The sequence below is a fragment of the Sulfitobacter sp. UBA4523 genome (assembly GCF_002388305.1).
Taxonomy (GTDB): domain Bacteria; phylum Pseudomonadota; class Alphaproteobacteria; order Rhodobacterales; family Rhodobacteraceae; genus Sulfitobacter; species Sulfitobacter pontiacus.
The window spans coordinates 75,652-102,517 of sequence record NZ_DGMH01000022.1 but is presented as its reverse complement, the minus strand read 5'-3'; the positions used below and the strand labels follow the sequence as shown (position 1 = coordinate 102,517).

At 61.5% G+C, this 26,866-nt stretch carries 26 protein-coding genes; 13 read left to right on the top strand and 13 right to left on the bottom strand.

Features of this window, described 5'->3' with window-relative positions:
- Positions 1 to 83 precede the first annotated feature (83 nt).
- From B3849_RS05225 to B3849_RS05205, 5 genes are all read right to left on the bottom strand, one after another.
- The gene (locus B3849_RS05225) at positions 84 to 1,313 is read right to left on the bottom strand and encodes a 3-deoxy-D-manno-octulosonic acid transferase (RefSeq protein ID WP_278424924.1); all 1,230 of its coding nucleotides are present in this window, start codon (positions 1,311 to 1,313) and stop codon (positions 84 to 86) included.
- A 6-nt stretch (positions 1,314 to 1,319) separates the two neighbouring features.
- Positions 1,320 to 1,562 (bottom strand): DUF4170 domain-containing protein, encoded by a 243-nt coding sequence (locus B3849_RS05220; RefSeq protein ID WP_005850395.1) that lies wholly within the window; start codon positions 1,560 to 1,562, stop codon positions 1,320 to 1,322.
- 42 nt (positions 1,563 to 1,604) lie between these two features.
- Entirely contained in the window at positions 1,605 to 2,399 is a 795-nt protein-coding gene (locus B3849_RS05215; RefSeq protein ID WP_037942685.1) for a 3'(2'),5'-bisphosphate nucleotidase CysQ, read from the bottom strand.
- Positions 2,386 to 3,732: a TldD/PmbA family protein gene (locus B3849_RS05210; RefSeq protein WP_286779887.1), complete on the bottom strand. Its 1,347-nt coding sequence runs from the start codon at positions 3,730 to 3,732 to the stop codon at positions 2,386 to 2,388. Before B3849_RS05210 ends, B3849_RS05215 begins: the two co-directional genes overlap by 14 nt.
- A gap of 95 nt (positions 3,733 to 3,827) precedes the next feature.
- The gene (locus B3849_RS05205; RefSeq protein ID WP_278424922.1) at positions 3,828 to 5,357 is read right to left on the bottom strand and encodes a DUF2125 domain-containing protein; all 1,530 of its coding nucleotides are present in this window, start codon (positions 5,355 to 5,357) and stop codon (positions 3,828 to 3,830) included.
- Between the two features lie 233 nt (positions 5,358 to 5,590).
- On the opposite strand from B3849_RS05205, the gene B3849_RS05200 reads away from it, so the two are divergent.
- The 3 genes from B3849_RS05200 to B3849_RS05190 all read left to right on the top strand — a co-directional run bounded on the left by B3849_RS05200 (position 5,591) and on the right by B3849_RS05190 (position 8,372).
- Positions 5,591 to 6,340: an SDR family oxidoreductase gene (locus B3849_RS05200; protein WP_005850387.1), complete on the top strand. Its 750-nt coding sequence runs from the start codon at positions 5,591 to 5,593 to the stop codon at positions 6,338 to 6,340.
- Positions 6,337 to 6,972: an enoyl-CoA hydratase/isomerase family protein gene (locus B3849_RS05195; RefSeq protein WP_278424921.1), complete on the top strand. Its 636-nt coding sequence runs from the start codon at positions 6,337 to 6,339 to the stop codon at positions 6,970 to 6,972. Before B3849_RS05200 ends, B3849_RS05195 begins: the two co-directional genes overlap by 4 nt.
- A gap of 197 nt (positions 6,973 to 7,169) precedes the next feature.
- Positions 7,170 to 8,372, top strand: a complete 1,203-nt coding sequence (locus B3849_RS05190; RefSeq protein ID WP_278424920.1) for a TIGR03862 family flavoprotein — start codon at positions 7,170 to 7,172, stop codon at positions 8,370 to 8,372.
- Here B3849_RS05190 and B3849_RS05185 read toward each other — a convergent pair.
- The 5 genes from B3849_RS05185 to B3849_RS05165 form a co-directional block, all read right to left on the bottom strand.
- Positions 8,369 to 8,959 carry a glutathione S-transferase family protein gene (locus tag B3849_RS05185; RefSeq protein WP_278424919.1) on the bottom strand — a complete coding sequence of 197 codons (591 nt, stop codon included), beginning with the start codon at positions 8,957 to 8,959 and terminating at the stop codon, positions 8,369 to 8,371. The two genes, B3849_RS05190 and B3849_RS05185, sit on opposite strands and share 4 nt — an antisense overlap.
- A gap of 30 nt (positions 8,960 to 8,989) precedes the next feature.
- Positions 8,990 to 9,988 (bottom strand): DNA polymerase III subunit delta, encoded by a 999-nt coding sequence (holA, locus tag B3849_RS05180; protein WP_278424918.1) that lies wholly within the window; start codon positions 9,986 to 9,988, stop codon positions 8,990 to 8,992.
- The gene (lptE, locus tag B3849_RS05175) at positions 9,985 to 10,470 is read right to left on the bottom strand and encodes an LPS assembly lipoprotein LptE (protein WP_278424917.1); all 486 of its coding nucleotides are present in this window, start codon (positions 10,468 to 10,470) and stop codon (positions 9,985 to 9,987) included. Before lptE ends, holA begins: the two co-directional genes overlap by 4 nt.
- The gene (gene leuS, locus B3849_RS05170) at positions 10,457 to 13,003 is read right to left on the bottom strand and encodes a leucine--tRNA ligase (protein WP_278424916.1); all 2,547 of its coding nucleotides are present in this window, start codon (positions 13,001 to 13,003) and stop codon (positions 10,457 to 10,459) included. Before leuS ends, lptE begins: the two co-directional genes overlap by 14 nt.
- Before the next feature lie 85 nt (positions 13,004 to 13,088).
- A complete protein-coding gene (locus tag B3849_RS05165; RefSeq protein ID WP_005850370.1) occupies positions 13,089 to 13,586 on the bottom strand; it encodes a DUF3576 domain-containing protein in 498 nt (165 codons plus the stop codon).
- 289 nt (positions 13,587 to 13,875) lie between these two features.
- Between B3849_RS05165 and B3849_RS05160 the strand changes: the two genes are divergently transcribed.
- Positions 13,876 to 14,847, top strand: a complete 972-nt coding sequence (locus tag B3849_RS05160; protein ID WP_278424915.1) for a porin — start codon at positions 13,876 to 13,878, stop codon at positions 14,845 to 14,847.
- 103 nt (positions 14,848 to 14,950) lie between these two features.
- Positions 14,951 to 15,604, top strand: a complete 654-nt coding sequence (locus tag B3849_RS05155) for a YggS family pyridoxal phosphate-dependent enzyme (protein WP_278424914.1) — start codon at positions 14,951 to 14,953, stop codon at positions 15,602 to 15,604.
- Here B3849_RS05155 and B3849_RS05150 read toward each other — a convergent pair.
- Together B3849_RS05150 and ribA are read right to left on the bottom strand one after the other, a co-directional pair.
- The gene (locus B3849_RS05150; protein ID WP_278424913.1) at positions 15,601 to 16,092 is read right to left on the bottom strand and encodes a L,D-transpeptidase family protein; all 492 of its coding nucleotides are present in this window, start codon (positions 16,090 to 16,092) and stop codon (positions 15,601 to 15,603) included. The genes B3849_RS05155 and B3849_RS05150 overlap by 4 nt on opposite strands.
- A complete protein-coding gene (gene ribA, locus B3849_RS05145) occupies positions 16,089 to 17,177 on the bottom strand; it encodes a GTP cyclohydrolase II (RefSeq protein ID WP_278424912.1) in 1,089 nt (362 codons plus the stop codon). The genes B3849_RS05150 and ribA overlap by 4 nt, the downstream gene beginning before the upstream one ends.
- A 165-nt stretch (positions 17,178 to 17,342) precedes the next feature.
- Here ribA and B3849_RS05140 point away from each other — a divergent pair, with 165 nt between their 5' ends.
- From B3849_RS05140 to B3849_RS05120, 5 genes are all read left to right on the top strand, one after another.
- Complete coding sequence (locus B3849_RS05140) at positions 17,343 to 18,029, top strand: response regulator transcription factor (RefSeq protein WP_005850360.1); 687 nt, start codon at positions 17,343 to 17,345, stop codon at positions 18,027 to 18,029.
- Positions 18,030 to 18,272: 243 nt separating this feature from the next.
- Positions 18,273 to 19,061 (top strand): exodeoxyribonuclease III, encoded by a 789-nt coding sequence (locus tag B3849_RS05135; protein WP_009825509.1) that lies wholly within the window; start codon positions 18,273 to 18,275, stop codon positions 19,059 to 19,061.
- A 52-nt stretch (positions 19,062 to 19,113) separates the two neighbouring features.
- Positions 19,114 to 20,034, top strand: a complete 921-nt coding sequence (trxA, locus tag B3849_RS05130; protein WP_278424911.1) for a thioredoxin — start codon at positions 19,114 to 19,116, stop codon at positions 20,032 to 20,034.
- 27 nt (positions 20,035 to 20,061) lie between these two features.
- Positions 20,062 to 20,706: an LON peptidase substrate-binding domain-containing protein gene (locus B3849_RS05125; RefSeq protein WP_037942717.1), complete on the top strand. Its 645-nt coding sequence runs from the start codon at positions 20,062 to 20,064 to the stop codon at positions 20,704 to 20,706.
- 29 nt (positions 20,707 to 20,735) lie between these two features.
- Positions 20,736 to 20,888 (top strand): Trm112 family protein, encoded by a 153-nt coding sequence (locus B3849_RS05120; protein WP_180829218.1) that lies wholly within the window; start codon positions 20,736 to 20,738, stop codon positions 20,886 to 20,888.
- 22 nt (positions 20,889 to 20,910) lie between these two features.
- On the opposite strand, the gene B3849_RS05115 is transcribed toward B3849_RS05120, so the two are convergent.
- Complete coding sequence (locus B3849_RS05115) at positions 20,911 to 22,137, bottom strand: FAD-dependent monooxygenase (RefSeq protein WP_278424910.1); 1,227 nt, start codon at positions 22,135 to 22,137, stop codon at positions 20,911 to 20,913.
- An 89-nt stretch (positions 22,138 to 22,226) separates the two neighbouring features.
- Here B3849_RS05115 and B3849_RS05110 point away from each other — a divergent pair, with 89 nt between their 5' ends.
- The 3 genes from B3849_RS05110 to B3849_RS05100 form a co-directional block, all read left to right on the top strand.
- A complete protein-coding gene (locus B3849_RS05110) occupies positions 22,227 to 23,555 on the top strand; it encodes an amidase (protein WP_286779886.1) in 1,329 nt (442 codons plus the stop codon).
- A gap of 109 nt (positions 23,556 to 23,664) precedes the next feature.
- Positions 23,665 to 24,846: an aminotransferase class I/II-fold pyridoxal phosphate-dependent enzyme gene (locus tag B3849_RS05105; RefSeq protein ID WP_278425000.1), complete on the top strand. Its 1,182-nt coding sequence runs from the start codon at positions 23,665 to 23,667 to the stop codon at positions 24,844 to 24,846.
- Between the two features lie 17 nt (positions 24,847 to 24,863).
- On the top strand, positions 24,864 to 26,866 hold a 2,003-nt coding region (locus B3849_RS05100), incomplete at its 3' end, for a DNA translocase FtsK (protein WP_286779885.1).

Here is a 26,866-nt window from a genome sequence, read left to right as displayed (position 1 = left end):
ACGCGCATAAAGCGCGCCCAGAGGTTGCAACAGGCGCGCGCGCCAATCGGGCGTGGGGCGGTGCCAAAAGGCGGGGGCGCGTTTCATGATGTGGCCTCTTGCTGGTCAAGCGTTTCTTGCACAAGGTCGATCACTTTGTCGGTGACGGCTGCACCGCGGCTGATCACATCCCACCCCGCCTGCGCCATCGTCGCTGCCTGATCTGGCGCGATCAGCCGGTTCACGGCGGTGCCAAGCGCTGTGGCATCATTCACGATCCGCGCGGCTCCTTCGGCAGCCAGCCGGGTATAAAGCGGCAGATACCGCCGGACTTTCGGCCCATAGAGCACAGCCGATCCCAGGGCCGCGGCCTCGAACGGATCACAGCCACCGCTGCCGTTGATCAGGGAGTTGCCCAGAAAGGACACAGGGGCCAGCCGGTAGAACAAGCCGATCTCTGCCGGATCGTCGGCGATCATCACCTGGGTCGAGGCGTCGGGATAGCCCGCGTCGCCCCATCGCAGCACGCGAAAGTTCTGATCCTCCATCCGCTGCGCGAAAACATCGGCCTGCTTGGGGTCGGCGGGCGCGAGGATCAGCAACAGCCGGTGTGACAGGCGGAGCCCTTGGCGGTGCGCGGTGAGCACGGTGTTCAGCTCACCCTCGAGCACCTGATTGGCGAACCAGATCGGACGCCCCACGACCGCAGCCGACAGATCGGCCAGATCGGAATCCATACAAGGCAACACGCGGCCACCGGCCTGAAGGGCGGGGGTCAGCTCTATGTCCTTGCGGGCGAGCCCAAGCCGGACAAGCCGCTGCATCCCCGCCTCCGACCGCGTCATGATCGCCGAGAAATGCATCAGCAGATCGCGGGTCAGATCGCGCAGCCACCGGTCGCGCCGCCCGTCAAAGCCGTCGCTGTCGGCATCGATCAGGAACATCGGGCAGGCCTGTGTGGTCATCTCTGCAATCATATTCGGGTGCAAACGCCCCCATGCCCAGACACAGGCGTCGGGCTGCCAGTAATCGATAAAGTTTTTGGCAAGCGTCGGGTGGTCTTCGGGCAGGGTATCGATCAGCACGTCGGCTTCGCTACACGGCGGCAGGTCCACCGGCACCAAGGCTTGGGGAACGGTGATCAGAACACTCAGCCCCGGACGGCTCCGGCACAGACGAATGGCCAGATCCTGTATCGCGAACAAGCTGCCGGGTTCGGGGGCGTGGCACCAGACCAGCTCTCCGGTGGGGCGCTTGGCCACGGGGGTGAATGGCGGCACGCCCCCGCGACCGGTAAAGGCGCGATAGGCCGACAGCCCAAGCGACCGCGCCATAAGAGTTTACCCCAGCTCTTCGGTAGAGGAGGCCGCAGCCTCTTCGTCGCGCAGACGGTGCAGATGCGCGATGAAATACCGCATATGCGCATTATCGACCGTGCGCTGTGCCTCGTTTTTCCAGGCGTCATAGGCGCTGGCGTAGTTCGGAAAAATCCCGACGACATGGATGTCATCGACGTTTTTGAACGCGGTACCGGTGGGCGAAATCAGTTCGCCCCCAAAGACGAGGTGCAAGCGTTGGGTCATATCGCGGTCCTTTGTTTTCAAACAGATGGCCTTGGGGGCAATCTAAGGGGTGGCTTGGGTCTGGGCAAGGCCGCTTAGCAGCGCCGCATGGACGGCATCGCCCCCCGCGACGACACCGTTCAGGCGTGGATCGGGGTTGTTGAACCGCAGGGGTTGCCCTGTGCGGTCGGTGCATTGCCCGCCTGCTTCGGTGACAATCAGCGCCCCTGCGGCGATGTCCCATTCCCAGCTTTTGCGCAATGTGACCATGCCGTCAAAACGACCCTGACCCACCAGCCCCAGCCGATAGGCCAGCGACGGACGGTGCGCGCGTTTGAAGCCGGGGTCGCCCTTGGTCCAATGCTGCATTTCCATCACCGGTTTCGTGGCCAGCACGGTCGCCTCGGGCAATGTGGCGATGTCGGAGACAGAGATGCTTTGCCCGTTCAGGGTCGCACCGGCCCCCGCCGCCGCGGCATAGAGCCGGTCGAGCATGGGCAGGAACACCACCGCCGCCGTGATCCTCCCGTCGCGCGCAATGGCAAGGGAATGGGACCAGGTGTCGGACCCTTCGATAAAGCTGCGTGTGCCGTCAATCGGGTCGACGATGAACAGATCACGCTGCCCCAGCCGGCGCGTACCGTCGTCGCTTTCCTCGGACAGCCAGCCATAATCCGGGCGTGCCGCCGTCAGCGTCTGGTGCAGCATCGCGTTCACCGCAAGGTCAGCCTCGGTCACCGGACCGGCATCATCGGGCTTGTCCCAACGCTGCGCGGTCTTGCCGGTGAAAGAGGTCGCAATCTCGCCCGAGCGGCGTGCGGCCTCGATCAAAAGGGAGAGGTCATCAAGCGCCGGCAAGGGTCATTCCCGAGACAAGAAGCGACGGCACAACGCGGCTCAGATGCGCGCGCGCGTCATTGGCCGGTACAATCGATTGCAGCATATCACGCAGATTGCCCGCGATGGTACATTCGTTGATCGCGTGGGTGATCTCGCCGTTTTCGATCCACAGACCGGACGCCCCACGAGAGTAGTCGCCGGTGTTGGGGTTGATGGTCGACCCGATCATCGACGTGACCAAAAGACCTGTGCCCATATCACGGATCAGGTCCGCGCGGGTGGCATTGCCCTGGGACAGCGCGATATTCCATGTGGCCGGACCGGGGTTCGATCCGGTGCCGCGTGCGGCATTGCCGGTCGGGGTTAGCCCCAGCTTGCGCGCGGTGGCCAGATCAAGGGTCCACCCCTGCAACATCCCGTCGTCCACGACGGTGCGGCGCGACGTGGGCAGCCCTTCGCCATCGAACGGGCGCGAACCTGCGACGCGGGGGCGAAACGGGTCTTCGATCAGGGATATGCCCTTTGGCAACACCTGTTCGCCCATAGCGTCGCGCAGCCACGAGGCACCGCGTGCAATGGCCGTGCCGCTGATCGCAGACAGAAGGTGCCCGATCAGCGCCGAGGAAATGCGTTCGTCAAACAATACCGGATAGGCCCCCGTGGGCGGTTTGCGTGCACCCATGCGTTCAAGAACGCGCTCACCGGCTTTGGTCCCGATGTCTTCGGGGCTGCGCAGGTCGGTCTGGAAGATGCGGCTGTCGCCGTCATAGTCCCGCTCCATCCCTGTGCCGGTGCCGGCGATTGCAACGCAGGACAGCCCGCGGTCGGTACGGCGGTATCCGCCTTCGAACCCGTTGCTTGCCGCCATAAATACCTGTTGCGCGCCATAGCCCGCACCCGCGGACTGCACCTGACTGACACCTTTGACGGCCAGCCCTGCGGCCTCTGCGCGGGCGGCGTCATCCTGTAGCGCTTCGGGCGAAGGCTCGGGCGCGGGGTCGTAAAGCTCAAGCGCCTCGACATCCCAGTCCGTCGCCAGTTGGTCGGGATCGGCAAGGCCGATGTAGGGATCTTCGGGGGCCTCTTTCGCCATTGCCACCGCGCGGATCGCCATTTCCTCGATCGTGCGGTCCGATGTGTCGGAAGCAGAGACATTGGCAGAGCGTTGCCCGACAAAAACCCGTAGCCCGATATCGACGCCTTCGGCGCGTTCGGCCTGTTCCAGCACCCCGCCACGCACATCGACGTTCACCGACGTGCCGCGCACGGCCATCGCATCGGCACTATCCGCACCCGCTTGACGGGCGGCATGCAGCAACGACTTGGTCAGCGCCTCAATGGATTGCGACATGGGGGGATACTCCTTGAATGGGTGAAAGACTGCTAGCGCCCCTGCCGCAGCTGTGCAAGGGACGCCAGTCGCTGGAGGGCCGTGGCCGCGAAGGGTTACTTGATCCGCTGCCCATTGGCGAGGATTTGCCCGTCGCGGGTGAATTCGAGCTTGGATTTCAGCGTATCCTCCTCACCCTCGGCCGGGACGGCGAACATGCCCATCATCATACGCGCACCCATCGCCATCTGCGCAGGCAGCAAGCCCGAGGACACCAGCGTATCGATCAGGGTGTTCCCGCCCACCAGCTTGAGGTCAACAGCGCCCGACGGCTTGAGCGCCGTGGGGTCGTTCTCGTCATGCTCGAACGTGACCGCGCCATTGCCGGTCAGCTTGGCCCCCAGTGCATCCACGATCAGCGCATTCAGGTTCACGCTATCCAGCTGTGCTGGCACCTGTCCGGTCTCGGCCATTCTGGTCGCGGCCTCGGGGTCAAAGTAATCCATCAGCAGTCGCGCCTTGCCGGACACATCCAGCGACAGGTTGGCCGGATCGCGGGGCAGGGTCCCTTGCGGGTTGATCATGCCCCAGACCATATCCGACATGGTGAACCCTTCGAGGTTCAACCCAAGGGCCACGTCCTGCGCATCGTCGGTCTTGAGCACCGGCGCGCTTAGGTTGAACGCCGCATTATCAAGGCCGAAGGACAGAAGGAAAGGAAACTGCTGCGGCTGCACTGACAGCGCCATGCCTTGACGCGAACCGGCATAGCTCATGCCGTCGGCGCTGGTTTCAACCGTCAAACGCCCCCCTTCAGAGGCGACAGCGGCAGACATATTGCCATTCTCGGGATCTTCGATGTCGACCGTCATGGTGCTGTTGCCGCTGGTGAACGTGCCCGCGCCGGTCATACCTGCCCGCAGCATCGCGGCCATATCGCTGGCCTGCGCAATCCCCAGTGGCAAACGCCCGTCGCCGTCGAACGTCATATCCGTCGAGGTGCCGTTGATCGTCGCGATGGCGGGCTCTTCGGGGTCTTTGAACCGCATGTCAAAAGTCATCGACGCGATAGACCCGTCCTGCGCATAGGCGCGCATATCTTCCAGCACCGATTTGGAGGCGTATTCGACGTTGTTCAGCACGACGTTCAGCGACGCGTTGTCGGGGCCGAAGCTCTCGTCGCCCACCGTCATCTGATCCAGCGTCAAACCTAGAAGACCGGCAGCATAGGCGCTGCTCAGGTCGGTCGGCGTTCCGCTCACGCGCATGTCATGGCCGGTCTGGTTCACGATCAGCGCTGCGCGCACGCGGTCTTCATCCGGGTCGGTCGGGGTGATTTCGAACACCAAGGGCATTGCGTCAGGCATGACCACCGACACGGTGCCATCGTCGTTTTGCACAAGGCTCAATTGTTCAAGCGACATCGAGATCTGGCCCAGATCAGGCTCGCTCGTCAGATCAAAGCGGACATTGCTTACCGCGAGCGTATCCCCGGATACCTTTTCGGTGGCCGTCAGCGCATAGCCCATGCTTTGCATATGGTCCTGCCAGTCACGCCACACATCCTGCGGTGTCACATCCGCCAAAGCGCTGGACGAGGTGAAAAGAACAGAGAGGGCGGCACTGCCGAAGAGAGGGCGGATCATGAAAAATTCCTTTGTCGCAAATCGCGGGCGGCTATCCGGTGACAGCGCGGTTGCGCTAAAGGTAAGCGCCCGACGCCACCTTACAAGGCAAAGCGACCCGCGCCAATCTGCGATGTTCCGCCCGCGGGGGCGCTTTTGATTGGCGCTGGCCAATGTTGTTGCTAACGATGTCACCAAACGCCGTGTACGGCAGGCCCCGTGCGGGGCTTATTGATGACGAAGGGAATTATACGATGGATATGACAGGTAAAACCGTGATGATCACCGGTGCCAGCCGCGGGATCGGGGCCGAAGCGGCACGGGTTTTTGCAGACGCAGGGGCGAATGTCGTGCTGATGGCGCGGTCTCAGGATGCGATTGCCGATCTGGCGGGCGAAATCGGCAAGCAAGCCATCGCGATCCCCTGCAATGTGGCCCGTTTCGGCGAGATGTCCTCGGCGGTGGAAACGGTGCTGGGGGCCTTTGGCGGCGTCGATGTGCTGATCAATAACGCCGGTGTGATCGAACCGATCTCGCATCTTTCCGCGTCGGACCCTGACGAATGGTCGCAGGTCATCGATATCAACCTCAAGGGTGTCTACAACGGCATGCGCGCTGTCTTGCCCGTGATGAAAGACGCAGGCGGCGGGTCGATCCTGACCATCAGCTCGGGTGCCGCGCATCACGCCATCGAAGCCTGGAGCCACTATTGCGCGTCCAAAGCGGCGGTGAACATGATGGGCCGCTCGATCCACCTGGAGGAAGCCGCGAACGGGATCCGCGCCATCGGCCTGTCGCCGGGCACGGTCGCAACCCAGATGCAGCGCGAGATCAAGGCAAGCGGCATCAACCCCGTCAGCGAACTGGCATGGGAAGATCACATCCCCGCCGATTGGCCCGCGCGGGCCCTGTTGTGGATGTGCAGCGCCGAGGCCGACACATACTGTGGCGAGGAAATCTCGCTGCGCGACGAGGGCATCCGCAAAGCGATTGGTCTGGTATGATCGATTTCGACCGCGAAGGCCCTGTCTGGGTCGCGACGATCAACCGGCCGGACAAGGCGAATTCCCTCACCCACGAGATGCTGGTCGCCCTGGCCGAGTTCATGGAGGACGCCCAAGCCGCCCGCGCGGTGATCCTGACGGGTACTGGCAAAGTGTTCAGTGCTGGTGCCGATCTGGACGAGGCGCGCGCGGGGCTCGCTGTCTCTGACATATGGGAAAGGCTGTCGGGCGCGATTGCCGCGCTCCCGGGGCTAAGCATCTGCGCGCTGAACGGGACGCTGGCGGGGGGCGCTATGGGGATGGCGCTGGCCTGCGATCTGCGGATCTGCGTGCCCGGGGCCAAATTTTTCTATCCAGTGATGAAGCTGGGCTTCTTGCCGCAACCCAGCGACCCCGCACGTATGGCAGCCTTGATCGGCCCTGCGCGCAGCAAGCTTATTCTGATGGGCGGGCAGAAGATCACCGCCCAAGAGGCACTAACGTTCGGCTTGGTCGATCGTATTGTGCCAGCCGAGGAGCTTATGCAAAGCGCACGCGATATCGTCGCCGATACCGTTGCCGCCACGCCCGAAATTGCCACTGGAATCAAAGCGATGTGCGCCCCGCCCGAAACCCCTGCCGAGATGCCCTAGGTCAGACGGTTAGATGAACGGGACAAAGGGCACGCCGCAGCTTGCCAGCAGTGTGAGGCCCGAGATGATTAAAATGATGCGCATATTCTGCCCTTTTATTGGAATAAGCACGATCGTCGTGCATTTGGTTTAAGGTCAAGTTAATGGTGCCGCTGTAACTCACAGCTATATCCTTAACCCGAATGGAAGAGCACGTCATGACATCAGAAAATTTTCTCGCCCGCCGCGGGGTTGTCATCGGCGCGGGGCCTGCAGGGCTGATGGCGGCCGAAATGATGGCCGCGGCAGGCTTGGCGGTGACGGTCTGCGATCACAAGCCATCCGTCGGGCGCAAGCTGTTGATGGCGGGTAAATCGGGTCTCAATATTACCAAGGCCGAAGAACACGCCAAATTCCTGAACGCCTTTTCGACGGCAAAAGAACCGCTTGAACCCATTCTTAACAGTTTCGATGCTACGGCGGTGCAGGAATGGGCCAAGGGTTTGGGGCAAACCCTGTTTACCGGCTCTACCGGGCGGGTTTTCCCGACCGTGATGAAGGCGTCGCCGCTGCTGCGTGCGTGGCTGGCGCGGCTGGCCGATGCAGGCGTTGCGGTGAACACCCGTTGGCGTTGGACCGGATGGGAAGACGGCGCGCCGGTGTTCGATACGCCAGACGGCATGAAAGGCTTGCCGGCCGATGTCACTGTGCTGGCCATGGGCGGGGCAAGCTGGTCACGCTTGGGCTCCACCGGTGCCTGGGCTTTGCCGCTGCGCGACGCGGGCGTCGATATCGCGCCTTTTGCGCCTGCCAATGCAGGAATCGCGATGAACTGGTCGCCGCATATGGAGGCGCATTTCGGCGCGGCGTTGAAAGGGATCGGCTTGAAATCAGGCACCCACCGATCGCGGGGGGAGGCGGTGATTTCCGTCCGCGGATTGGAAGGCGGCGGGATCTACACCGTGTCGCGCGGGTTGCGTGAAGGGCATCCGCTGATGCTGGACCTGCTGCCGGATCAATCCCGCGAGGCGTTGGTCGAAAAGCTGGCCAAGCCACGTGGCAAGATGAGCGTGGCAAACTATCTGCGCAAAACGCTCAAACTGGACGTGGCCAAGATTGCGCTGCTTCAGGAAATGGCGCGCCCCTTGCCGGCGAACGCGACTGACTTGGCGAGGTTGCTGAAAGCGCTGCCGGTGAAACACGCAGGCCTGCGCCCGCTGGACGAGGCGATTTCAACCGCAGGCGGGGTAAAACTTGATGCGCTGGATGACGGGTTGATGCTACACGCCCGCCCCGGCGTTTTCGTTGCAGGCGAAATGCTGGATTGGGAGGCCCCGACGGGCGGGTATCTGATCTCGGCCTGCCTTGCGACAGGCCGATGGGCCGGACAACACGCTGCCGCTTGGGCGCAGCGGGATTAACCTTCGCGGGTGGCGGCGGCCTTGAACGCGGGGCGGTCACGCATGGACTTGGCCCAATTTCCCAGCTTGTCATCCACCCGCGCAAATCCCGCGCCGATGGACCAGTTGATGCAATGAGTCGCCAGCAAATCCGGTATGGTGACTTCCTCCCCCATCAGGAACGGCCCGTCCAACCTGTCTGACAGGATCGCTGCAGAGCGGGCGAATTCGGCTTTCAGGCTATCTTTGATCTCGGGGACGCGCTGTTCCTGCGGGAAGACAAAGCTGTGTTTCGCCGCAGCCCAAAGGATCGCATCCATTTCGTCGATCAGCCAGAAGGTCAGCGCATCCTGATGCGCACGCGCCGCGGTGCCAGCGGGGGCGGTCAGCGCGCCGTGCTTGTCCGCCAGATACTGCATGATCGCGACAGAATCGGTTAGCACGTCGTCGCCGTCCACAAGTGCGGGAATTTTGCCGGACGGGTTGTATTGCTTTGCCTCCTCCGAACGCGGCCTACAGGGGACGTGGTCATAGGGCTGGCCCAACTCCTCGAGCATCCACATCACTCGCATCGCCCGTGATTTGGTTGCCCCGATTACCTTATACATCGACATTCCCTCCCAAGAATTAACGTGAATTTAGCGTTGTGCCCCCAGCATGGCGAGGCGGATAAAGGCGCGTTCGACCAGCGCCATCGTCGGCGCGTGTTGGCCTGCTGACCGAAGCGTCAGGTCGGTGTCTGTCAGCACGGTCAATGCGGTTTCCAGTTTGGCCGCACCCCAGTTTTTGGCCTGACGCATGGCGCGATCGCGGTCGCGCACGCCCCAGATCTGGCCGCCCGGATTGCTCGCGATGCGGTAAAGCGTGCGAAAATGCCGTGTCGCCATGATGATCAGCGTCACGGCGTTCACCCCTTGGGCCTGTAGCTTGGCCATCACGGGGCCGATGTCGCCCGCGCGCGCCTCTGCCACGACGTGGAGAATGTCGTCGACCTCTGCCTCTGTCGAGGTGGGGGCGCAGTTGGCCACATCCTCTCCCGTGAGGGGGCCTGCGTCGCCGATCTTATAAAGCGTGATTTTATCGACCATTTGTCGAAAATCGCCCGGATCAAGCACCCGCGCCAGTTCACTAAGCGCCCCCATCGCATCCGCCTCGGGGCTGAGCTTTGCTTCGGCAAGCACGCGTTCAATCTCTGCCCGGTCGGGTGGATTGTCGTAGATCGGGGTGGCGAAAGCGTTCTTATGTGCCTCGAACGCCTTGAGCACTTTGGAGGTCTTTTTCAGATCCCCCGCCGACACGACGATCTGCGCGTCGCCCGGCTGCCAGTCGGCCAGCGCATCGGTCAGGATTTTGGCGATATTGTCGTTGGCGTCTTCCACAAAAGCCGCGCGCGGCCCCGGAAAGAAACCTACCGCCTTGATCGCGTCCAGCAACATGGGCGCATCCCGCCGCAGGTCAGCGGCCTGAATACGGGTCAGGCGCATTTCTTCTTCCGCATTGGGGCCCAGCAGGTTTTTCAGGAAAGTTTGCCGTTTCAACGCGACGCGCATCGCATCGCCGCCATAGATCAGCAGCCCGGTCTTAGTCGGATCGGGCTTGGCGAAATAGGCATTCGCGTCGCGCGGGGGCAGCTTCATGGGGTCAGATCGGCCGCGTAGAGGCGGGTGACCAGCTGGTCGGCCAACATGACCATCAAGCGTTTTTGGGCATCACGTTCTGCCGCGAGCGTTGCAACAGTCGAACCGGTCGCGGAATAGCCGGTAAAGTTTTCGACATTTCCTGACACCTCGATCTGACCACTGCTGAGGTTGCGCAGGGCGAATTCGACCTTGCCGACCAGATTATACCGTGTGGTGTTGTCTTCGCTGTCGATCGCCAACCCCTCTTCCGAGGTGTTGACAGTCAGGGCCAAAGCATAACGCGGACTTGCGGCGCGGCCCAACCGCGTCTCGATCTCGCGCACGAGCGTGTAGGAATAGGCATCATTCGGCGCGTCGACCTGCACCGCGTTTTGCAGCGCCGTGCCAGTGCCGCCGGGGCCGTAAACGGGTTGAAACCCGCAGGCCGCCAGGACCAGCAGTGGCAATGCGATAATAAAACGGCGGTTAAGCAACGACATTGACGATCCGTCCGGGTACAACGATGACCTTTTTAGGCGTGGCCCCATCAAGGGTACGAATGACAGCTTCGTGGCTCAGCGCGATCTTTTCAACCTCTTCCTTTGGCATATCCGCAGGTACCTGAATTTCCGCGCGGCGTTTCCCGTTGATCTGGATCGGCAGGGTCACCGTATCGTCGACCAGCATCGCTTCGTCCGCTTGCGGCCAGGTCGAGGTGGTGATCAACCCGTCGCCGCCTTGCGCGGTCCAGATTTCCTCTGCCAGGTGGGGCGTCATCGGGGCCATCAACTGGGCCAGCGTCATGATCGCTTCGCGCCGTGCGGCTTTGCCCGCCTTGGATTTCTGCAACGTCGCGGTAAAGGCATAAAGCTTGGCGATCGCGGCGTTGAAGCCAAAGGATTCCACACCCATCGTGACATCGTGGATGGTCTTGTGCATCGCGCGCAGCAGATCGTCGTCGCCGGTGCCTGCGGCGCTGTCGTCCATCTCGGCGATGCGGCTGCTGATGTTCCACACGCGGTTTAGGTGCTTATACGCCGCCTCTGCCCCGGATGCGGTCCATTCGACATCGCGTTCGGGGGGCGAATCGGACAGGACGAACCAGCGGGCTGTATCCGCACCGTAGTTCGCGATGATCCCCAGCGGATCGACCACGTTTTTCTTCGACTTCGACATCTTGGCCGAAGGGATGATTTCAACCTCTGTCCCATCGGCGAGTTTACCGTCGGTCACATCTTCGGGCAGGTGATAGACGGGGCGGTCATTTGCGTCGCGGGTCTGGTAAATCTCATGTGTTACCATGCCTTGCGTGAACAGCGCGTTAAACGGCTCAATCGCTTTTTCAGGCAGGTGGCCGGTGATCTGCATCGCGCGGGCGAAGAAGCGCGAATACAGCAGGTGCAGAATCGCGTGTTCGATGCCACCGATATATTGGTCCACATTCATCCAGTATTCCGCATCCGCCATATTGGTCGGCGTGTCTGCGCGTGGCGCGGTGAAGCGGGCGAAATACCAAGAGGAATCGACGAATGTGTCCATCGTATCGGTTTCGCGTTTCGCGGGCGCACCGCAAGACGGGCAGGCGCAGTCGCGCCATGTGGGGTGTCGGTCCAACGGATTGCCAGGCGTGTCAAAGCTGACGTCATAGGGCAGCTCGATCGGCAGGTTCTCTTTCTTTTCGGGCACCACGCCGCAGGTGTCGCAATGCACGACCGGGATCGGGCAGCCCCAGTAGCGTTGCCGGGACAGGCCCCAATCGCGCAGGCGGTATTTGGTCACGCCCTGGCCCACGCCCTGCGCTTCGCAGGCGTCGATGGCCGCAATGATCGCCTCTTCGCCGGTTTGCCATTTCTCGCCGGCAAAGCCGCCGTTGTAGTACACTTTTTCGGATTTCGCCGGCACGAAGGGCGCGGAGAGCTTTGGGTCCGCGTCCTCGGACGGCAAGAAGGTCGACGTGATCGGCAGCCCGTATTTGGTGGCGAATTCAAAGTCCCGTGCGTCATGGGCGGGGCAGCCAAAGATCGCCCCTGTGCCGTAGTCCATCAGGATGAAGTTCGCGATATAGATGGGCAGTTCCCACGCGGTATCGAAGGGGTGGCGCACACGCAGGCCGGTATCCATCCCCAGCTTTTCGGCAGTCTCGATCGCTTCTTCTGTTGTGCCGCCCTTGCGACATTCGGCACAGAAGGCCGCAACCTCGGGGCTGTCTTTCTCGAGCAGTTTGGCCAGCGGGTGATCGGGTGAAATGCCGACAAAGCTTGCGCCAAGCAGGGTGTCGGGGCGCGTGGTGTAGACTTCGATCCGGTCGAAACCTTCCGGCGCGTCGATGGTCGAGAACGCGAATTGCAGCCCGCGTGACTTGCCGATCCAGTTCGCCTGCATCAGCTTGACCTTCGCGGGCCAATTATCAAGCGTGTCCAACGCATCAAGCAGCTCTTCCGAGTGGTCGGAGATTTTGAAGAACCATTGCGTCAGCTCGCGACGTTCCACCAGCGCGCCAGAGCGCCAGCCGCGCCCTGCCTCGACCTGTTCGTTGGCCAGAACGGTCATATCGACCGGATCCCAGTTCACGATGGCGTTCTTGCGATAGACCAGCCCTTCCGACAGGAAATCGAGGAACAGCGCCTGCTGCTGGCCGTAATATTCTGGGTCGCAGGTGGCAAATTCGCGGGACCAGTCGATCGACAATCCCAGCGGTTTCATCTGGTCGCGCATGTCGGCGATGTTGCCATAGGTCCAGTCTTTGGGGTGACCGCCAATAGCCATCGCGGCGTTTTCAGCGGGCATCCCGAAGGCATCCCAACCCATCGGGTGCAGCACGTTATGCCCCGTCGCGATCTTGTAGCGCGCGATCACGTCGCCCATCGTATAGTTCCGCACGTGGCCCATGTGTATGCGCCCCGACGGATAGGGAAACATCTCGAGCACGTAGTACTTCGGCTTGTCGGCGTTGCGTACTGCTTGGAACACATCGTTCTTTTCCCAGGCGGCTTGCCAGCGGGCTTCGATTTCGGCGGGGGAGTAGGAGGGCATCTTAGCGGACCTTATCAACGAAAAACGCCGGGCGAGCGACTAGCGCGTGGCCCGGCGTGATAATGGGGAATAGACGGGTGCGGGCTTAGAATTTGGCGTCGGCAATGCGCATTTCACGCGCACGGCTCAGGATCGCGTCTTCGACCGCGCGAGAGGTTGCTTTGCTGACCGTGCGGCCGCCACGGGTTTGCAGCGCGATGTTCAGCGACCGTGCATCAAGCGCGGGATCATCAATCAGGACCGTCGCGCGGTAGGACTGGCTGCCCCCCGGAGGGGTGCCATAGCCGGTCACGATCACGCCGGTATAGGGGTCGATGGATTGCACGGGCAGGAAGTTGAGAACTTCGAGCGACGCGGACCACAGGTATTTGTTGACCGACACGCTGGTGTCATTGTCTTTGCGGTTGAAGATCGCCCAAATGGTGTTGTCTGGGTTCGTCTCGACATAGTTGGGGTTCGTCGGAGACAGCCCGAGGTTCGGGTCGTTGTCGTTGGGCGGGCCGAAGTTCAGGCCACCGCATGCGCCAAGCGCTGAGACCACCACGAGGGCTAGTGTAGATTTGAATACCGAACTGCGCACCATCTCGACCGTCCTTTGCCTGTTTGGGCACAGGTCTATCCAAGCGGGGTTCGGTGGGCAAGCGCAATGTCAGTATATACTAGAGTACAGGGCACCTGTGCCTCTGCGTTCTTGGTCAGCCCGTGCATCCTGCGGGGGTGCGCAACTGTGACATAGCTGCATCACAGTTTTTTCCAATGATGCCAAGGCTTCCGCGATCCTTGCCAAAACTAGGGCAAACGCTGAAAACACCTCTCATACCTTTACCGGATTCCCCGGTATGGGCATATGAATTCAAACCGAGGGATAACTCATGAAAAAAGTTCTCTTCGCTACAACAGCTCTGGTTGCGACCGCTGGCGTTGCAGCTGCAGACGTTACATTCGGCGGCTACGGCCGTTTTGGTGTTCTTTACCAAGAAAACGCAGCGGGTACCGATGAAACCAACGTAACAAGCCGTTTCCGTCTGCAGATCGACGCAACTGCTGAGTCCGACATGGGCGTTACATTCGGTGCACGTGCACGTATCCAGCAGAACAACACTGACGAAAACGTCTCCGTAACAAAAGGCGCAGACGGCATCTTCGGTACAGCTGACGACGGTCTGACCACAGCTGGCCCAGCCGGCACAGGCATCAACGGCGTTCGCTTCTTCGCGCGCACCGGTGGCTTCGAAGTTGGTGTTGGTAACATCTACGGCGCTCTGGAATCCATGCCTGGCATGTACGAAATCGACCTGGGTCTGACCGGTCTGTCGTATGAGTACACAGCATACAACTTCCGCGGCGACGCGTACTCCTCCGGTGGTAACGGCGCGGCCGGTTCCAACGGTGTTGAAGCTCTGTACTCCATGGGCGACCTGAAAGTACACATCTCTGCTTCCGACACAAATGACCGTGTTGCAGGCTACGTTGCGTACACATACAACGGCTTCACATTTGCAGCTGCTGCTCAGGACTCCAACGCTGCAGGCGATACCGACTACGCTCTGTCCGTGGTTGGTAACGTTGGCCCAGCCAAAGTTTCCTTGGCATATGCTGACAACGGCGACGACACCGGTGTAGGCACAGTCAACGGCGACCACTACGCCCTGACCGCGTCCTTCGACATCGGCGCAGCTACCAACCTGGACGTTTACGTTGCAGACGCTGACTACTTCGCTGAAACTTCCTACGGTATCGGCGCTCACCACGATCTGGGCGGCGGCGTCTCCCTGCGTGGCGGTATCATCAGCCGCGGCAACGACACTGTTCGTGCCGACATGGGTGTTCGTTTCACTTTCTAAGTTGAACGATACAGTCTAAAAGAGGGGCAGGCCGTTGGTCTGCCCCTTTTCTTTTGCGCCAAGCTGTTGTTCTGTGCGCCCTCAACAACAAGGGCCGACTGACATGAGCTTGCACGACATCACATCCCGCATCGCCAAAGCCGAAACCGACGCAGGCCGAGCGCCGGGCAGCGTTGAGCTGATCGCCGTGAGCAAGGTGCAGCCGGACGCGCGCGTTGCGGCGGTGCTGTCGGAAGGTCACCGCTGTTTCGGCGAGAACCGCGTGCAGGAGGCCGAAGGCAAATGGCCCGCTTTCCGGCAGGAGTTTGACGGCGTAAAGCTGCATCTGATCGGCCCGCTGCAAAGCAATAAGGCGCGCAGCGCGTTCGAATTATTTGACGTCATTCACTCGCTTGACCGCCCCAAACTGGCGCAAACCTTTGCGCGGCTGGCGCAGGAAATGGGGCGCTGTCCTGATATGTTCGTGCAGGTTAACACCGGCGAAGAGGATCAGAAGGCCGGTGTTCTTCCAGCGGATGCCGACGATTTTATCAAGGAATGTCTGTCGCTTGATCTGCCCGTGCGCGGGCTGATGTGCATCCCGCCGGTCGATGAAGAAGCCGCGCTGCATTTCGCGCTGCTGGCCAAGATTGCGGCGCGCAACGGGGTGCGGGATCTGTCGATGGGGATGAGCAGCGATTTTGAAAAGGCCATCGCGCTTGGGGCGACCCATGTGCGCGTCGGCTCCGCCATCTTCGGGGAACGTAGCGCAGGCTAGACGATCAACCTGCTGTGGCGGGTCAGCCGTGCGGCGATCTGGTGCAGATGCGCGCGTGAAAAGGCGACGCAGCCTTCGGTGGGATACCCCGGTCGGCGCTGCTGGTGGATAAAGATCGCCGACCCGCGCCCTGCAACGGCATTGGGCCAGTTCCAATCGGTCAGGATCACCAGATCGTATAGGGGATCGGCACGGCGCAGAACCTCGTGGCTGTGCGGGTAGGGGGCCTGCACAAGGCTGTTGTAGTCGTCCTGCGTGCCATCATCAGACCAAAGATCACGGGGGCCGATCGGCATCGCCCATGGCACAGGGGCGGGAATGCGGTCGGGACGGTAGAGCATCCCGACAATGCGGTGAATGCCCGCGGGGGTCGCCTTGTCGCCCTCGCGCTTATTGCGGGTGATACCGGTTTTGCCGATGGTGCAGGGGTAAAGCTGCCCCTGAAACCGGACGCCCCGCGGGGTGAGGACCAGATCGTCGGGTGTCACAGAAGATGCCCGGATTTGGCGGCTTTTGTGGCAAGGTAGGCGTGGTTGTGGCTGTTCTCGCCGACCTTGAGAGGGACACGCTCTGCGACTTTGATGCCGCTTGCCTCCATCATCTCGACCTTGCGGGGGTTGTTGGTCAGCAGGCGCACCGACGAAAACCCCATTGATGTCAGGATGTCCGACCCCAATCGAAAATCCCGTTCATCATCTTCAAAGCCCAGACGGTGGTTCGCCTCGACCGTGTCAAAGCCTTGATCCTGAAGGGAATAGGCGCGCATCTTGTTGGTCAGCCCGATGCCGCGCCCCTCTTGGTTGAGATACAGCAACACGCCGTGCCCTTCCTTGCCCATCTGGGTCAGCGCGGCATGCAACTGCGGACCGCAGTCGCATTTCAGACTGCCCATGATATCGCCGGTAAAGCAGGCCGAATGCAGCCGCGCGAGCACGGGTTTGCTGCGGTCGGGGCGGCCGATTTCGATGGCGTAGTGTTCCTCCCCGCCGTCGTCGGGGCGGAAGATATGCAGGCGTCCGGCCTCTGACACCTCCATCGGGAGACGCGCATTGACCACCGGATGCAAAGGGCTGCGCGCGGCAAGGATCGGTTGTGCCGCGCTCAGGTTGATCATCGTCAGGCCGTTTTGCTGGGCGAACTGACCTGCATCCGCAAGGTCGAGTATCACAGCAGCGGGCAGCAGGCGCGCTGACTTGATCAGATCAATCGCCAAGCCGTGCGGCGTCGCATCGCCCCCACGTGCGCAGGCCAGCGGGCCTTTCAGGGGGCTGCGCAGATCGTCCGCCGGATCCGCGATGGATTTCACCCATCGCAACGTGGCGTCCCGTGGCAGGAGGACGCGCGCAAAACTGCCGTCGTAGGCGCGCGCTTTCAGGGTTTCGGCGCGCCGGGCGCTGATCACCAACACCGGTTCGCCGCCCATGGCCAGCAGGCCGGTCAGCCGCGCGGGCGTCAGCGTTTCGGCAGCCATAACCAGAACCGGCCGCGATCCCGCCAGTACAATGGGAACGCCCAAACGCAGGTCCGCACGGGCGCGTGCCAGTTGCTCGGTTATATCGGGCCCAAAAACCATGATTTGAAATCTTTCATGTTATGTTGTCACATTTCTTACTGCAGAAACCGGCGGATTGAAACATTGCGCGACAATTTCGCACGGTCGTGTGATCAAACACCTGCTACTCTTGCACGCACGGCTTTGTGAACACATCTAAAGTAAAGTTGTAGAGGATGAGTTGATATGGCCCAGCTAAAGAAAATCTTGCTCGTAGATGATGACGATGACCTGCGCGACGCACTGAGCGAGCAATTATTGCTGACCGAAGACTTTGATGTATTCGAAGCAGGCAATGGCGCAGACGCCAAAACCCGCGCCGCCGAAGCCTTGTATGATCTGGTCATTCTGGATGTTGGGTTGCCGGACATCGATGGGCGTGACCTGTGCCGCGACCTGCGTACCCAGGGCGTGAAAAGCCCGATTCTGATGCTGACGGGGCATGACAGTGACGCGGATACGATCATGGGTCTTGATGCGGGCGCGAATGATTACGTCACCAAGCCGTTCAAATTCCCCGTTCTCTTGGCGCGCATCCGGGCACAGCTGCGCCAGCACGAACAATCCGAAGAGGCGATTTTCCAGCTTGGGCCGTATACGTTCAAACCGTCGGCCAAGCTGTTGATCACCGAAGACGACAAGAAAATCAGGCTGACCGAAAAAGAGACGAATATTCTCAAGTTCCTATACCGTGCTGCCGCGGGCGTCGTCCCGCGCGACACGCTTTTGCACGAGGTCTGGGGCTATAACGCCGGTGTCACGACGCACACGTTGGAAACCCACATCTACCGCCTGCGCCAGAAGATCGAGCCTGATCCCTCGAACGCAAGAATTTTGTTAACTGAATCAGGTGGATACAGAATTATTTCATAATTGTGGAACCCAAGCGGGCGCCACTGGTTATTCCTGCGAGAGACGGGGTTTTCATGACCCGTCGATCGGTTTGAACCCGAAGTTTGTATCCGGGAAATGATACATACCTCCCTGTTGGACTAGGCCGGGCCCTTGTGCCCGGTCTTTTTTTGTCCGCAGCCCGAAAGTCCCGGGAATTCGGCATGGTGGACGCTGCGCATTTCGCGGTAGGGTGCGCGCGATCTGACCCAAGGGAGCTGCCTCATGCCTTTCACGCTGGCCACATGGAATATCAACTCTGTCCGGTTGCGCGAACCGATTGTGCTCAAGCTGCTGGCTGAACATGGACCGGATGTGCTGTGTTTGCAGGAATGCAAAAGCCCGGTCGACAAAATCCCCACCGCGGCCTTCATCGAAGCGGGCTACACCCACATGGTGGCGCGAGGGCAGAAAGGATACAATGGTGTGGCAATCCTGTCGCGTCTGCCCTTGGTGGATGCCGGTGATCAGGACTTTGCCACGCTGGGCCACGCGCGCCATGTTGCGGCAAAGCTCGAAAATGGGGTGACGGTGCATAACTTCTATGTGCCCGCTGGCGGCGACGTGCCCGACCGCGAGGTGAACGAGAAGTTTGGCCAGAAGCTCGATTATCTGGCGGACATGCGCGACTGGTTCCACGGCGACAAACCCGAGAAATCCATTCTGGTGGGCGACCTGAACATCGCACCGCGCGAGGATGACGTCTGGGATCACAAGAAGCTGCTCAAGGTGGTAAGCCACACACCGATAGAGGTCGAAAAGCTTGCCGAGACGCAGGACGCCGGTGGTTTTGTTGACGTAACGCGGCAGGATATCCCGCAAGGCAACCTGTACAGCTGGTGGTCCTACCGCGCCAAGGATTGGGATGCGGCAGACAAGGGCCGCCGTCTGGATCACGTCTGGGCAACGCCCGATATCTCGGGCGCGGCACATTCCAGCCGCGTGTTGCGCGACGCCCGTGGCTGGGAAAAGCCCAGTGACCACGCCCCGGTCTTTGCGACATTCGACCTTTGAAATAGACAGACGCGCCCTCATATAAAGGGCAACCCCAAGCGAGGATTTTGATATGATGGATTTGAACCTTTCCCCCGCCGGTGCCGGTGATGCCGATCTGATCAAAGACACGAGCGAAGCGACCTTCATGGCCGATGTTGTCGAGGCATCGCAAACGGTGCCGGTGATTGTCGATTTCTGGGCCCCGTGGTGCGGCCCGTGTAAGACCCTTGGTCCAATGCTCGAAGACGCGGTTCGCGCGGCCAAAGGCGCGGTCAAGATGGTCAAGATCAACGTTGACGAGGCCCAGCAGATCGCAGGCCAGTTGCAGATCCAGTCGATCCCGACCGTTTATGCTTTCTTCAAGGGCCAGCCGGTTGACGGGTTTCAGGGGGCCCTGCCACAGACCGAGATCAAGGCGTTCATCGACCGCGTGATCAAAGCGGGCGGCGGTGCTGCCCCCGGTGAAGAGCTGTCAGAGGCCGTGGCCGCCGCGGATGACATGCTGGCCGAAGGGGCGGCGCAGGACGCGCTGGACACTTTTGCCGCGATCCTGGGCGAAGACCCGAACCACGCTGGTGCTTATGGCGGGATGGTGCGTGCCTATATCGCGTTGGATCAGCTTGATCAGGCCGAAGCGCATCTGAACGGCGCACCCATCGAAATCTCGAAAGCGCCCGAGCTTGAGGCCGCGCATGCGCAGCTTCAACTGGCACGACAGGCCGCCGATGCGGGCCCTGTGGCAGAGCTTCAGGCGGCGGTGGATGCCAACCCTGATGACATGCAGGCGCGCTTCGATCTGGCGCAGGCGCTTTATGCGCATGGCGACACGCAAGCCGCTGTGGATCAACTGCTGACGCTTTTCGGCAAGGATCGTGAATGGAATGACGGTGCCGCCAAGACGCAATTGTTCACCATTTTCGAGGCGTTGAAACCCAATGATCCGATTGCCCTGAATGGTCGTCGTAAACTTAGCTCTATGATATTTGCATAAGGCTGTGCGCGCCCTAGGTAAGCTTACATGATACAGCAATCGGACCTGCCAGACACAATCGCGATCTTCCCGTTGTCGGGCGCATTGCTGCTGCCGCGCTCGCGGTTGCCGCTGCATATCTTTGAACCGCGCTATCTGCAGATGATCGAAGACAGTCTGAAAACGCCGGGGCGATTGATCGGCATGGTGCAGCCCAATGTGGTGCCGGGGCGCGAGGGTCCGGGGCTGCAAACCATCGGCTGCGCAGGACGGATCACCCAGTTCTCCGAGACAGAGGACGGGCGCTATATGATCACCCTCGCGGGGATCTCGCGTTTTCGGGTAGTGAAAGAGGTCGAAGGCTTCGCGCCCTACCGCCGTTGCGATGTCAACTGGGACGGGTTTGAACGCGATCTTGGCAAGGATGAACAGGACAGCAGTTTCGACCGCGATAATTTCCTGAACACGCTTGGCCGTTACTTCGACGCGCGAAACCTGTCGGCAGATTGGGATACGTTGCAAGAGGCCGACGATGAACTGTTGATCAATTCACTGTCGATGATGCTGGATCTTGACTGCGAAGACAAACAGGCCTTGCTTGAGGCACCATCCCTCTCTACCCGACGCGAGACGTTGCTGACGTTGATCGAATACACCCTGCGGGGTGGCCAAGAAGGGGAGATGATGAATTGAACGCCGAAGAGATACCATTCGACCGCCGCATGCTAGAGGCGCTGATTTGCCCCCGCACGCAGATGCGCCTGACTTATGACGCCGACAAGCAAGAGCTGATCTCGGACGCGGCCGGTCTTGCCTATCCGATCCGCAACGGTATCCCCGTGATGCTGGTGGACGAAGCGCGGGTTATCGACTGACACGGCGGGGGCGGATAGCGCCCTAAAGCGCCTTACCCTGCATCAGACGAGGCAGGGTGCCCGTCAGCCCCGCCGCCTCGCGCATGAAACCGCGACGGGCATCGGGCAGGGCGTTAATTGCCGCCATCCCCACATCACGTGCAAGACGCAGCAGCGGGTTGTCGTTGGAAAACAACCGGTTGAAGCTGTCCGTCGCCAATGCCAGCGCGGTGTTATCAAAGCGACGCCACAGCTGATATTGCTCGAGCACCGTGGTGCTCCCGACATCCTGCCCGCGCCGTTGTGCATCAGCGATCACCTCTGCCAGCGCGGCGACATCGCGCATGCCGGCGTTCAACCCCTGACCGGCAATCGGGTGTACCCCATGTGCGGCATCCCCCAGCAGCGCGACACGCGGTGCCACCATCGAATGCGCCAGCGACAGGCTCAGCGGGTAAGTGTACCGCGCACCGGCAAGGAAAATCTCACCCAGAAAATCACCAAAGCGCGGACGAAGCACGTCGAGGTATCCCTCATCCGGCAGCGCGTGGATATGCGCTGCGTTGGCGGCGGTCTCGCTCCAGACGATGGAGGACCGGTTTTCGGTCAGCGGCAGGATCGCCAGCGGACCGGGGGGCATAAAGAACTGATGCGCGACCCCGTGATGGGGTTTTTCATGGGCGATGGCGCAGACCAGCGCGGTTTGCGCATAATCCCAGCCGATGCGTTTGATCCCCGCCCGCGTGGCGGTGCCCGAGGCGCGGCCATCCGCGCCGACAACCAGACGCGTGCGCAGGGTCTTGCCGTTTTCCAGTGTCAGGGTGACGCCCGCCGGGACGGCGTCTTGCGCGATGACCGTTTCGCCGTCCAACCGCGTGATGCGGGCCTCAGCGCTCACCGCTTCTGCCAAGGCGCGCCGCAGGTGGCGGTCCTCGACCATATGGCCCATCGGCCCTTCTTCGATCTCTGCGTGATCGAAATGCATGAAGAAAGGGGAGGGGCCTTCGCCCGCGCGCCCGTCCGTCACTTTGATCTCGAGCATCGGTTGCGCGTGGGGTTTCACGCCCTCCCAGATCCCGAGCGCCCCGAGCATCCGTGTCGAGGTCAACGCCAGCGCATAGGATCGCCCGTCAAACGCCGCATCTTCCCGCGTGGCAGCGGGAAGCCGGTCGATCAACGTGACCCGCAGCCCGATTTGCGCCAAAGCCAAGGCAAGTGTCGGGCCATTCAGCCCCCCACCGACGATTGCGATATCTGTATCAAAATCCATAGCTTTAGATATGGGCGTGCAGCAGGGATTGTCCATGCGCGCTGGCGTCGCTACCGTCCCTTTTCCAAAGCATTATTCGAGGAAGCAACATGCAAGAGTGGTTAACCATGACAGCCGCAGATCTGGGACGGGGCATAGGGGACGGCCAGATCGACCCTGTTGTGCTGTGCCAGACCTATCTTGACGCGATCGACGCCCACCCCCTGCGGGATCGTATCTATGCCCGTGTGACCGCCGAACGGGCCCTGGCCGAGGCCGGTGCCGCGCGGGATCGCGCGCGCGCGGGGCAGCGTTTGTCGCCACTGGACGGGGTGCCGATCAGCTGGAAAGACCTGTTCGACACCGCCGGGATCGCGACAGAGGCGGGCAGCGCCCTGCTGAAAGACCGTGTGCCGGACCGCGACGCGCGCGTGTTGGCAAATGCCACCGCGATGGGGTTGGTCTGTCTGGGCAAGACCCATATGAGCGAGCTGGCGTTTTCGGGGCTCGGGTATAACCCCAGCACCGCCACCCCCCCTTGCGTGAACGATGAAGATGCCGTGTCGGGCGGGTCGTCGTCCGGGGCTGCGGCCTCTGTCGCTTTCGGTCTGGCGGCGGCGGCGATCGGGTCGGATACCGGCGGATCGGTGCGGGTGCCTGCCGCGTGGAACGATCTTGTGGGGCTGAAAACCACCTCGGGCCGTGTGTCGCTTGAGGGGACCGTGCCGCTGGCTGCCAAGTTCGACACAGTGGGCCCGCTTTGCCGCTCGGTCGAGGATGCAAGCCTGCTGCTGGCGCTCACCGAAGGCTCCAAGCCGATGGACATGGGCAGCACCGACATCGAAGGGCGTCGCTTTGCGATCCTGCGCACGGTGGCGTTCGACGACATCGAAGACGCCCCCGCGGCGGCTTTCGACGATGCCGTCGCGCGGCTGAAGGAAGCGGGGGCGGTGATTGAGGACATCGATTTCGACCCGATCAAAGAGGCGATGCCGCTGAGCGGGTGCCTTTACACCGCCGAAGCCTACGGCCTGTGGCGCGACGTGATCGAGGCGAACCCGGATGCGATGTACGGCGAAATCCTTGAAAGGTTCCGTCTGGGTAAATCCCACTCCGGCCCCGATTACGTGGCAGCCTGGGCCAAGATCGACCAGATCCGCGCTGCCTATGTGAAAGCTGTGGCGGGCTATGATGCGGTGCTGATCCCCACCGCACCGCTGCTACCCCCCAAGCTGGACCGGCTGGAAACCGAGCATGACTATTACGTCTCGGCCAACCTCATGACCCTGCGCAACACGCGTATCGGGAATCTTATGGGATTGGCGGCGGTGACCCTGCCCACGGGCACTCCATCCTGCGGGATCATGCTGATGGGCCAGCCCTTTGGCGAAGAGCACCTGCTGCGCATTGCCGCAGCCGCCGAAGAGGCATTGGCCTAAATGACACAAACCTTGCCCTGCGTCCTGCAATGTCTGGACGCGGGGCAAGCCCTTGGGTACTCTGGAACAAACGGGGCGTGAATGATCCCGAACCCGAGGCAGTGAAATGATGTACCCCGAGCGGTTTTCGAACCTTCCGGCCCACGCGTGGCCGCGCCTGCGCGCATTGCTTGATGCGCATGAAGGCGGTGGCACGCCGATCCACATGACGATTGGCGAGCCGAAACATGCTTTTCCGGCATGGGTCACCGATGTGATCGCTGAAAATGCTGCCGGATTTAACAGCTACCCGGCCAACGACGGCACGCCCCGGTTACGTAGCGCGATTGCCGGATGGATCAACCGGCGCTACGGTGTGGAGGTGGATGCAGACACGCAGGTGATGCCGCTGAACGGCACCCGCGAAGGGCTGTATAATGCCGTCATGGCCACATGTCCCGAGATGAAGAATGGCCGCAAGCCCGCCATTCTGATGCCGAACCCGTTCTACCAGGTCTATATGATCGCCGCGATTTCCGGTGCCGCTGATCCGGTGATGGTGCCTGCCACGCGCGAAACAGGGCATCTGCCCGATTTTGCCAGCCTGCCCGAAGATGTGCTGAACCGGACCACCGCGGCCTATATCTGCTCGCCCGCCAACCCGCAGGGGGCCGTGGCCACCCGTGCGTATTGGACCGATCTGATCGCGCTGGCAGAAAAATACGATTTCAAGATTTTCGCGGATGAATGCTATTCAGAGATCTACCGCGACACGCCGCCCGTCGGGGCGCTACAGGTCGCGCAAGACGTCGGGGCCGATCCGGATCGTGTGGTGATTTTCCATTCGCTGTCGAAACGGTCGAACCTGCCCGGGCTGCGGTCCGGCTTTGTCGCGTCGGGTACCAATACCATGCGCGAGATCAAGCAGCTGCGGAACTATGCCGGTGCACCGCTGCCGTTACCGTTGCAAGCGGCGTCGGCTGCGGTCTGGGACGACGAAGCCCATGTGGCCGAGAACCGCGCGCTTTACATCGAGAAATACGAGGTCGCCGACCGTATTCTCGGCAACGTCCCCGGGTACCAAAGCCCCGAGGCCGGGTTCTTTTTGTGGCTGCCGGTGGAAGATGATGAAGCTGCGGCGCTGAAACTCTGGCGTGAAACCGGCGTGCGGGTGCTGCCGGGCGGCTATCTGGCGCAAAGCGTGAACGGCGAAAACCCCGGGAAACAATATATTCGGGTGGCGATGGTCGCCCCAAAAGAAGAGACAACGCGCGGGATCGAAGCGATCCGCCGCTGTCTCTATCCAGAATAAGACGAGGGATCAGAGCAATGGCATATCAGACACGTGGGCGCGACCCTTTGCTAGACACCAACATGGCCGAAGCTATCGAAAAACGCGGCAAGGAGCTGCTGGGCCTCGGGCTGATCGCCTTGGGCCTTATGGCCGCCATGATGATCGGCAGCTACACCCCAGACGATCCCAACTTTATGGTGTCCACCGATGCGCCGGTGCAGAACTGGCTGGGGCGCATGGGCGCGTCGCTGGCCGCGCCTTTGTTCATGATCGTGGGCTGGGGCGCGTGGTCTGTCGCGGCAATCCTGCTGGCCTGGGGCGCACGCTTTGCCCTGCACCGCGGCGAGGAACGCGCCGTGGGCCGTTTGATCTTTGCCCCGATTGCTGTCGCCTTGTGTTCGATCTACGGGGCAACGCTGACGCCGGATGCGGCTTGGCTTCAAACCCATAGCTTTGGTCTGGGCGGGCTTTTTGGCGACACGGTCATGGGCGTGATCCTGACCGTCTTGCCGATCGGGTCGACCTTTACGATCAAGCTGATGTCGCTGTTGATGGGCGTGGCGATCCTTGCTTTTGGTTCCTTTGTTGTCGGCTTCACCCGACTTGAACTGCAACGTCTGTTCCGCTTCATGCTGGTCGGGCTGATCATGGCTTATGCCGGATTGATGACCCTTCTGGGGCGGGGTGCGTCGGGGGCGGTTGCCGCTGCGCAGGGCATTCAGGCCCGCCAGCTTGAACGCCGCGAACGCAACCGGATCGAGGCCGAGGAGAATGCGCAATTCGCGGCCAGCCAAAGGTACTATGACGACGAACTGGCCTATAGCGACGCGCCTGCACCTGCGCCGAAAACCGGCCTCCTGTCGAAAATGCCGACGCTGGTCAAACGCGCCGACCCGCTGCCCGAACCTGAATTGGTCGAAACATGGGCTGAACCCGAGTTGGACGAAGCCCCCAGCAGCGACCGTATCAAATCCAAGATCGCCGATGTGATCAAAAGCCGCGTGCGCACCGGCGGGGCTGTGCATACGGCCACCACCGCCCCCTTGACCCGTGGTCGCGGGCGTGGCCCTGATCCGCTGCTGCTGGATACCACCGCCCGTGGTGCCCGCCGTGAAGAGCCGCCCTTGACCGGTGCGCCGGCCCCCTCCCCTACTCGGGCGGAGCCGCCTTTAACCGCAAGCCGTGCACCTTTGGTCGCGGAGCGCCCCGTGCTTGAGCTAACCCCCTCTGAACCGGATCATGATGCGGATATGGCGGTTCTGGATGATGAACCGATGACCGACAGCCACCTGCCACTGCAAGAGGCAGAGCGGGAACCGACCATGCAGATCCCTGTGGCTCAGCCGCGCAAGGTGGTGCAGCCGCAGATGCGCAAGCCGGTGCAGCCCAGCAAACAGGCTCAGGCCGAGGCGCAGCCTGCGTTGACATTTGAAGACACGCATCCCGGATTTGAACTGCCGCCGCTGAACCTCCTGGAAAGCCCGGATAATGTAGAACGCCTGCACCTGAGCGACGACGCGCTGGAAGAGAATGCGCGCATGCTGGAAAACGTGCTGGATGACTATGGCGTGAAGGGTGAAATCGTCGCCGTCCGTCCGGGCCCCGTCGTCACCATGTACGAGCTGGAACCGGCACCGGGCCTCAAGGCGAGCCGTGTGATCGGTCTGGCGGACGATATCGCGCGCTCTATGGCGGCATTGTCGGCGCGTGTGTCCACCGTGCCGGGGCGCAGCGTGATTGGCATCGAACTACCTAACGAGAACCGCGAGAAAGTTGTGCTGCGCGAAATCCTCGCCGCGCGTGATTTCGGCGACAGCACCATGCGCCTGCCTCTGGCCTTGGGTAAAGACATTGGCGGTGATCCTGTGGTCGCGAACCTTGCCAAGATGCCTCACCTGCTGATCGCGGGGACCACCGGTTCGGGTAAATCCGTTGCGATCAACACAATGATCCTGTCGCTGCTGTACAAGCTGACGCCAGAAGAATGCCGGATGATCATGATCGACCCCAAGATGCTGGAACTGTCGGTCTATGACGG

Excerpts from the sequence above, each read along its gene's own strand:
- B3849_RS05155 (WP_278424914.1), top strand. The coding sequence starts at position 14,951 with ATGAGCTTGCACGACATCACATCCCGCATCGCCAAAGCCGAAACCGAC.
- B3849_RS05115 (WP_278424910.1), bottom strand. The coding sequence starts at position 22,137 with ATGGATTTTGATACAGATATCGCAATCGTCGGTGGGGGGCTGAATGGC.
- B3849_RS05225 (WP_278424924.1), bottom strand. The coding sequence starts at position 1,313 with ATGGCGCGGTCGCTTGGGCTGTCGGCCTATCGCGCCTTTACCGGTCGC.
- B3849_RS05110 (WP_286779886.1), top strand. The coding sequence starts at position 22,227 with ATGCAAGAGTGGTTAACCATGACAGCCGCAGATCTGGGACGGGGCATA.
- B3849_RS05190 (WP_278424920.1), top strand. The coding sequence starts at position 7,170 with ATGACATCAGAAAATTTTCTCGCCCGCCGCGGGGTTGTCATCGGCGCG.
- B3849_RS05195 (WP_278424921.1), top strand. The coding sequence starts at position 6,337 with ATGATCGATTTCGACCGCGAAGGCCCTGTCTGGGTCGCGACGATCAAC.
- B3849_RS05185 (WP_278424919.1), bottom strand. The coding sequence starts at position 8,959 with ATGTATAAGGTAATCGGGGCAACCAAATCACGGGCGATGCGAGTGATG.
- ribA (WP_278424912.1), bottom strand. The coding sequence starts at position 17,177 with ATGGTTTTTGGGCCCGATATAACCGAGCAACTGGCACGCGCCCGTGCG.
- B3849_RS05160 (WP_278424915.1), top strand. The coding sequence starts at position 13,876 with ATGAAAAAAGTTCTCTTCGCTACAACAGCTCTGGTTGCGACCGCTGGC.
- B3849_RS05105 (WP_278425000.1), top strand. The coding sequence starts at position 23,665 with ATGTACCCCGAGCGGTTTTCGAACCTTCCGGCCCACGCGTGGCCGCGC.
- B3849_RS05220 (WP_005850395.1), bottom strand. The coding sequence starts at position 1,562 with ATGACCCAACGCTTGCACCTCGTCTTTGGGGGCGAACTGATTTCGCCC.
- lptE (WP_278424917.1), bottom strand. The coding sequence starts at position 10,470 with ATGTCGTTGCTTAACCGCCGTTTTATTATCGCATTGCCACTGCTGGTC.
- holA (WP_278424918.1), bottom strand. The coding sequence starts at position 9,988 with ATGAAGCTGCCCCCGCGCGACGCGAATGCCTATTTCGCCAAGCCCGAT.
- B3849_RS05120 (WP_180829218.1), top strand. The coding sequence starts at position 20,736 with ATGCTAGAGGCGCTGATTTGCCCCCGCACGCAGATGCGCCTGACTTAT.
- B3849_RS05140 (WP_005850360.1), top strand. The coding sequence starts at position 17,343 with ATGGCCCAGCTAAAGAAAATCTTGCTCGTAGATGATGACGATGACCTG.
- B3849_RS05125 (WP_037942717.1), top strand. The coding sequence starts at position 20,062 with ATGATACAGCAATCGGACCTGCCAGACACAATCGCGATCTTCCCGTTG.
- B3849_RS05135 (WP_009825509.1), top strand. The coding sequence starts at position 18,273 with ATGCCTTTCACGCTGGCCACATGGAATATCAACTCTGTCCGGTTGCGC.
- B3849_RS05205 (WP_278424922.1), bottom strand. The coding sequence starts at position 5,357 with ATGATCCGCCCTCTCTTCGGCAGTGCCGCCCTCTCTGTTCTTTTCACC.
- trxA (WP_278424911.1), top strand. The coding sequence starts at position 19,114 with ATGATGGATTTGAACCTTTCCCCCGCCGGTGCCGGTGATGCCGATCTG.
- B3849_RS05165 (WP_005850370.1), bottom strand. The coding sequence starts at position 13,586 with ATGGTGCGCAGTTCGGTATTCAAATCTACACTAGCCCTCGTGGTGGTC.
- B3849_RS05200 (WP_005850387.1), top strand. The coding sequence starts at position 5,591 with ATGGATATGACAGGTAAAACCGTGATGATCACCGGTGCCAGCCGCGGG.
- leuS (WP_278424916.1), bottom strand. The coding sequence starts at position 13,003 with ATGCCCTCCTACTCCCCCGCCGAAATCGAAGCCCGCTGGCAAGCCGCC.
- B3849_RS05210 (WP_286779887.1), bottom strand. The coding sequence starts at position 3,732 with ATGTCGCAATCCATTGAGGCGCTGACCAAGTCGTTGCTGCATGCCGCC.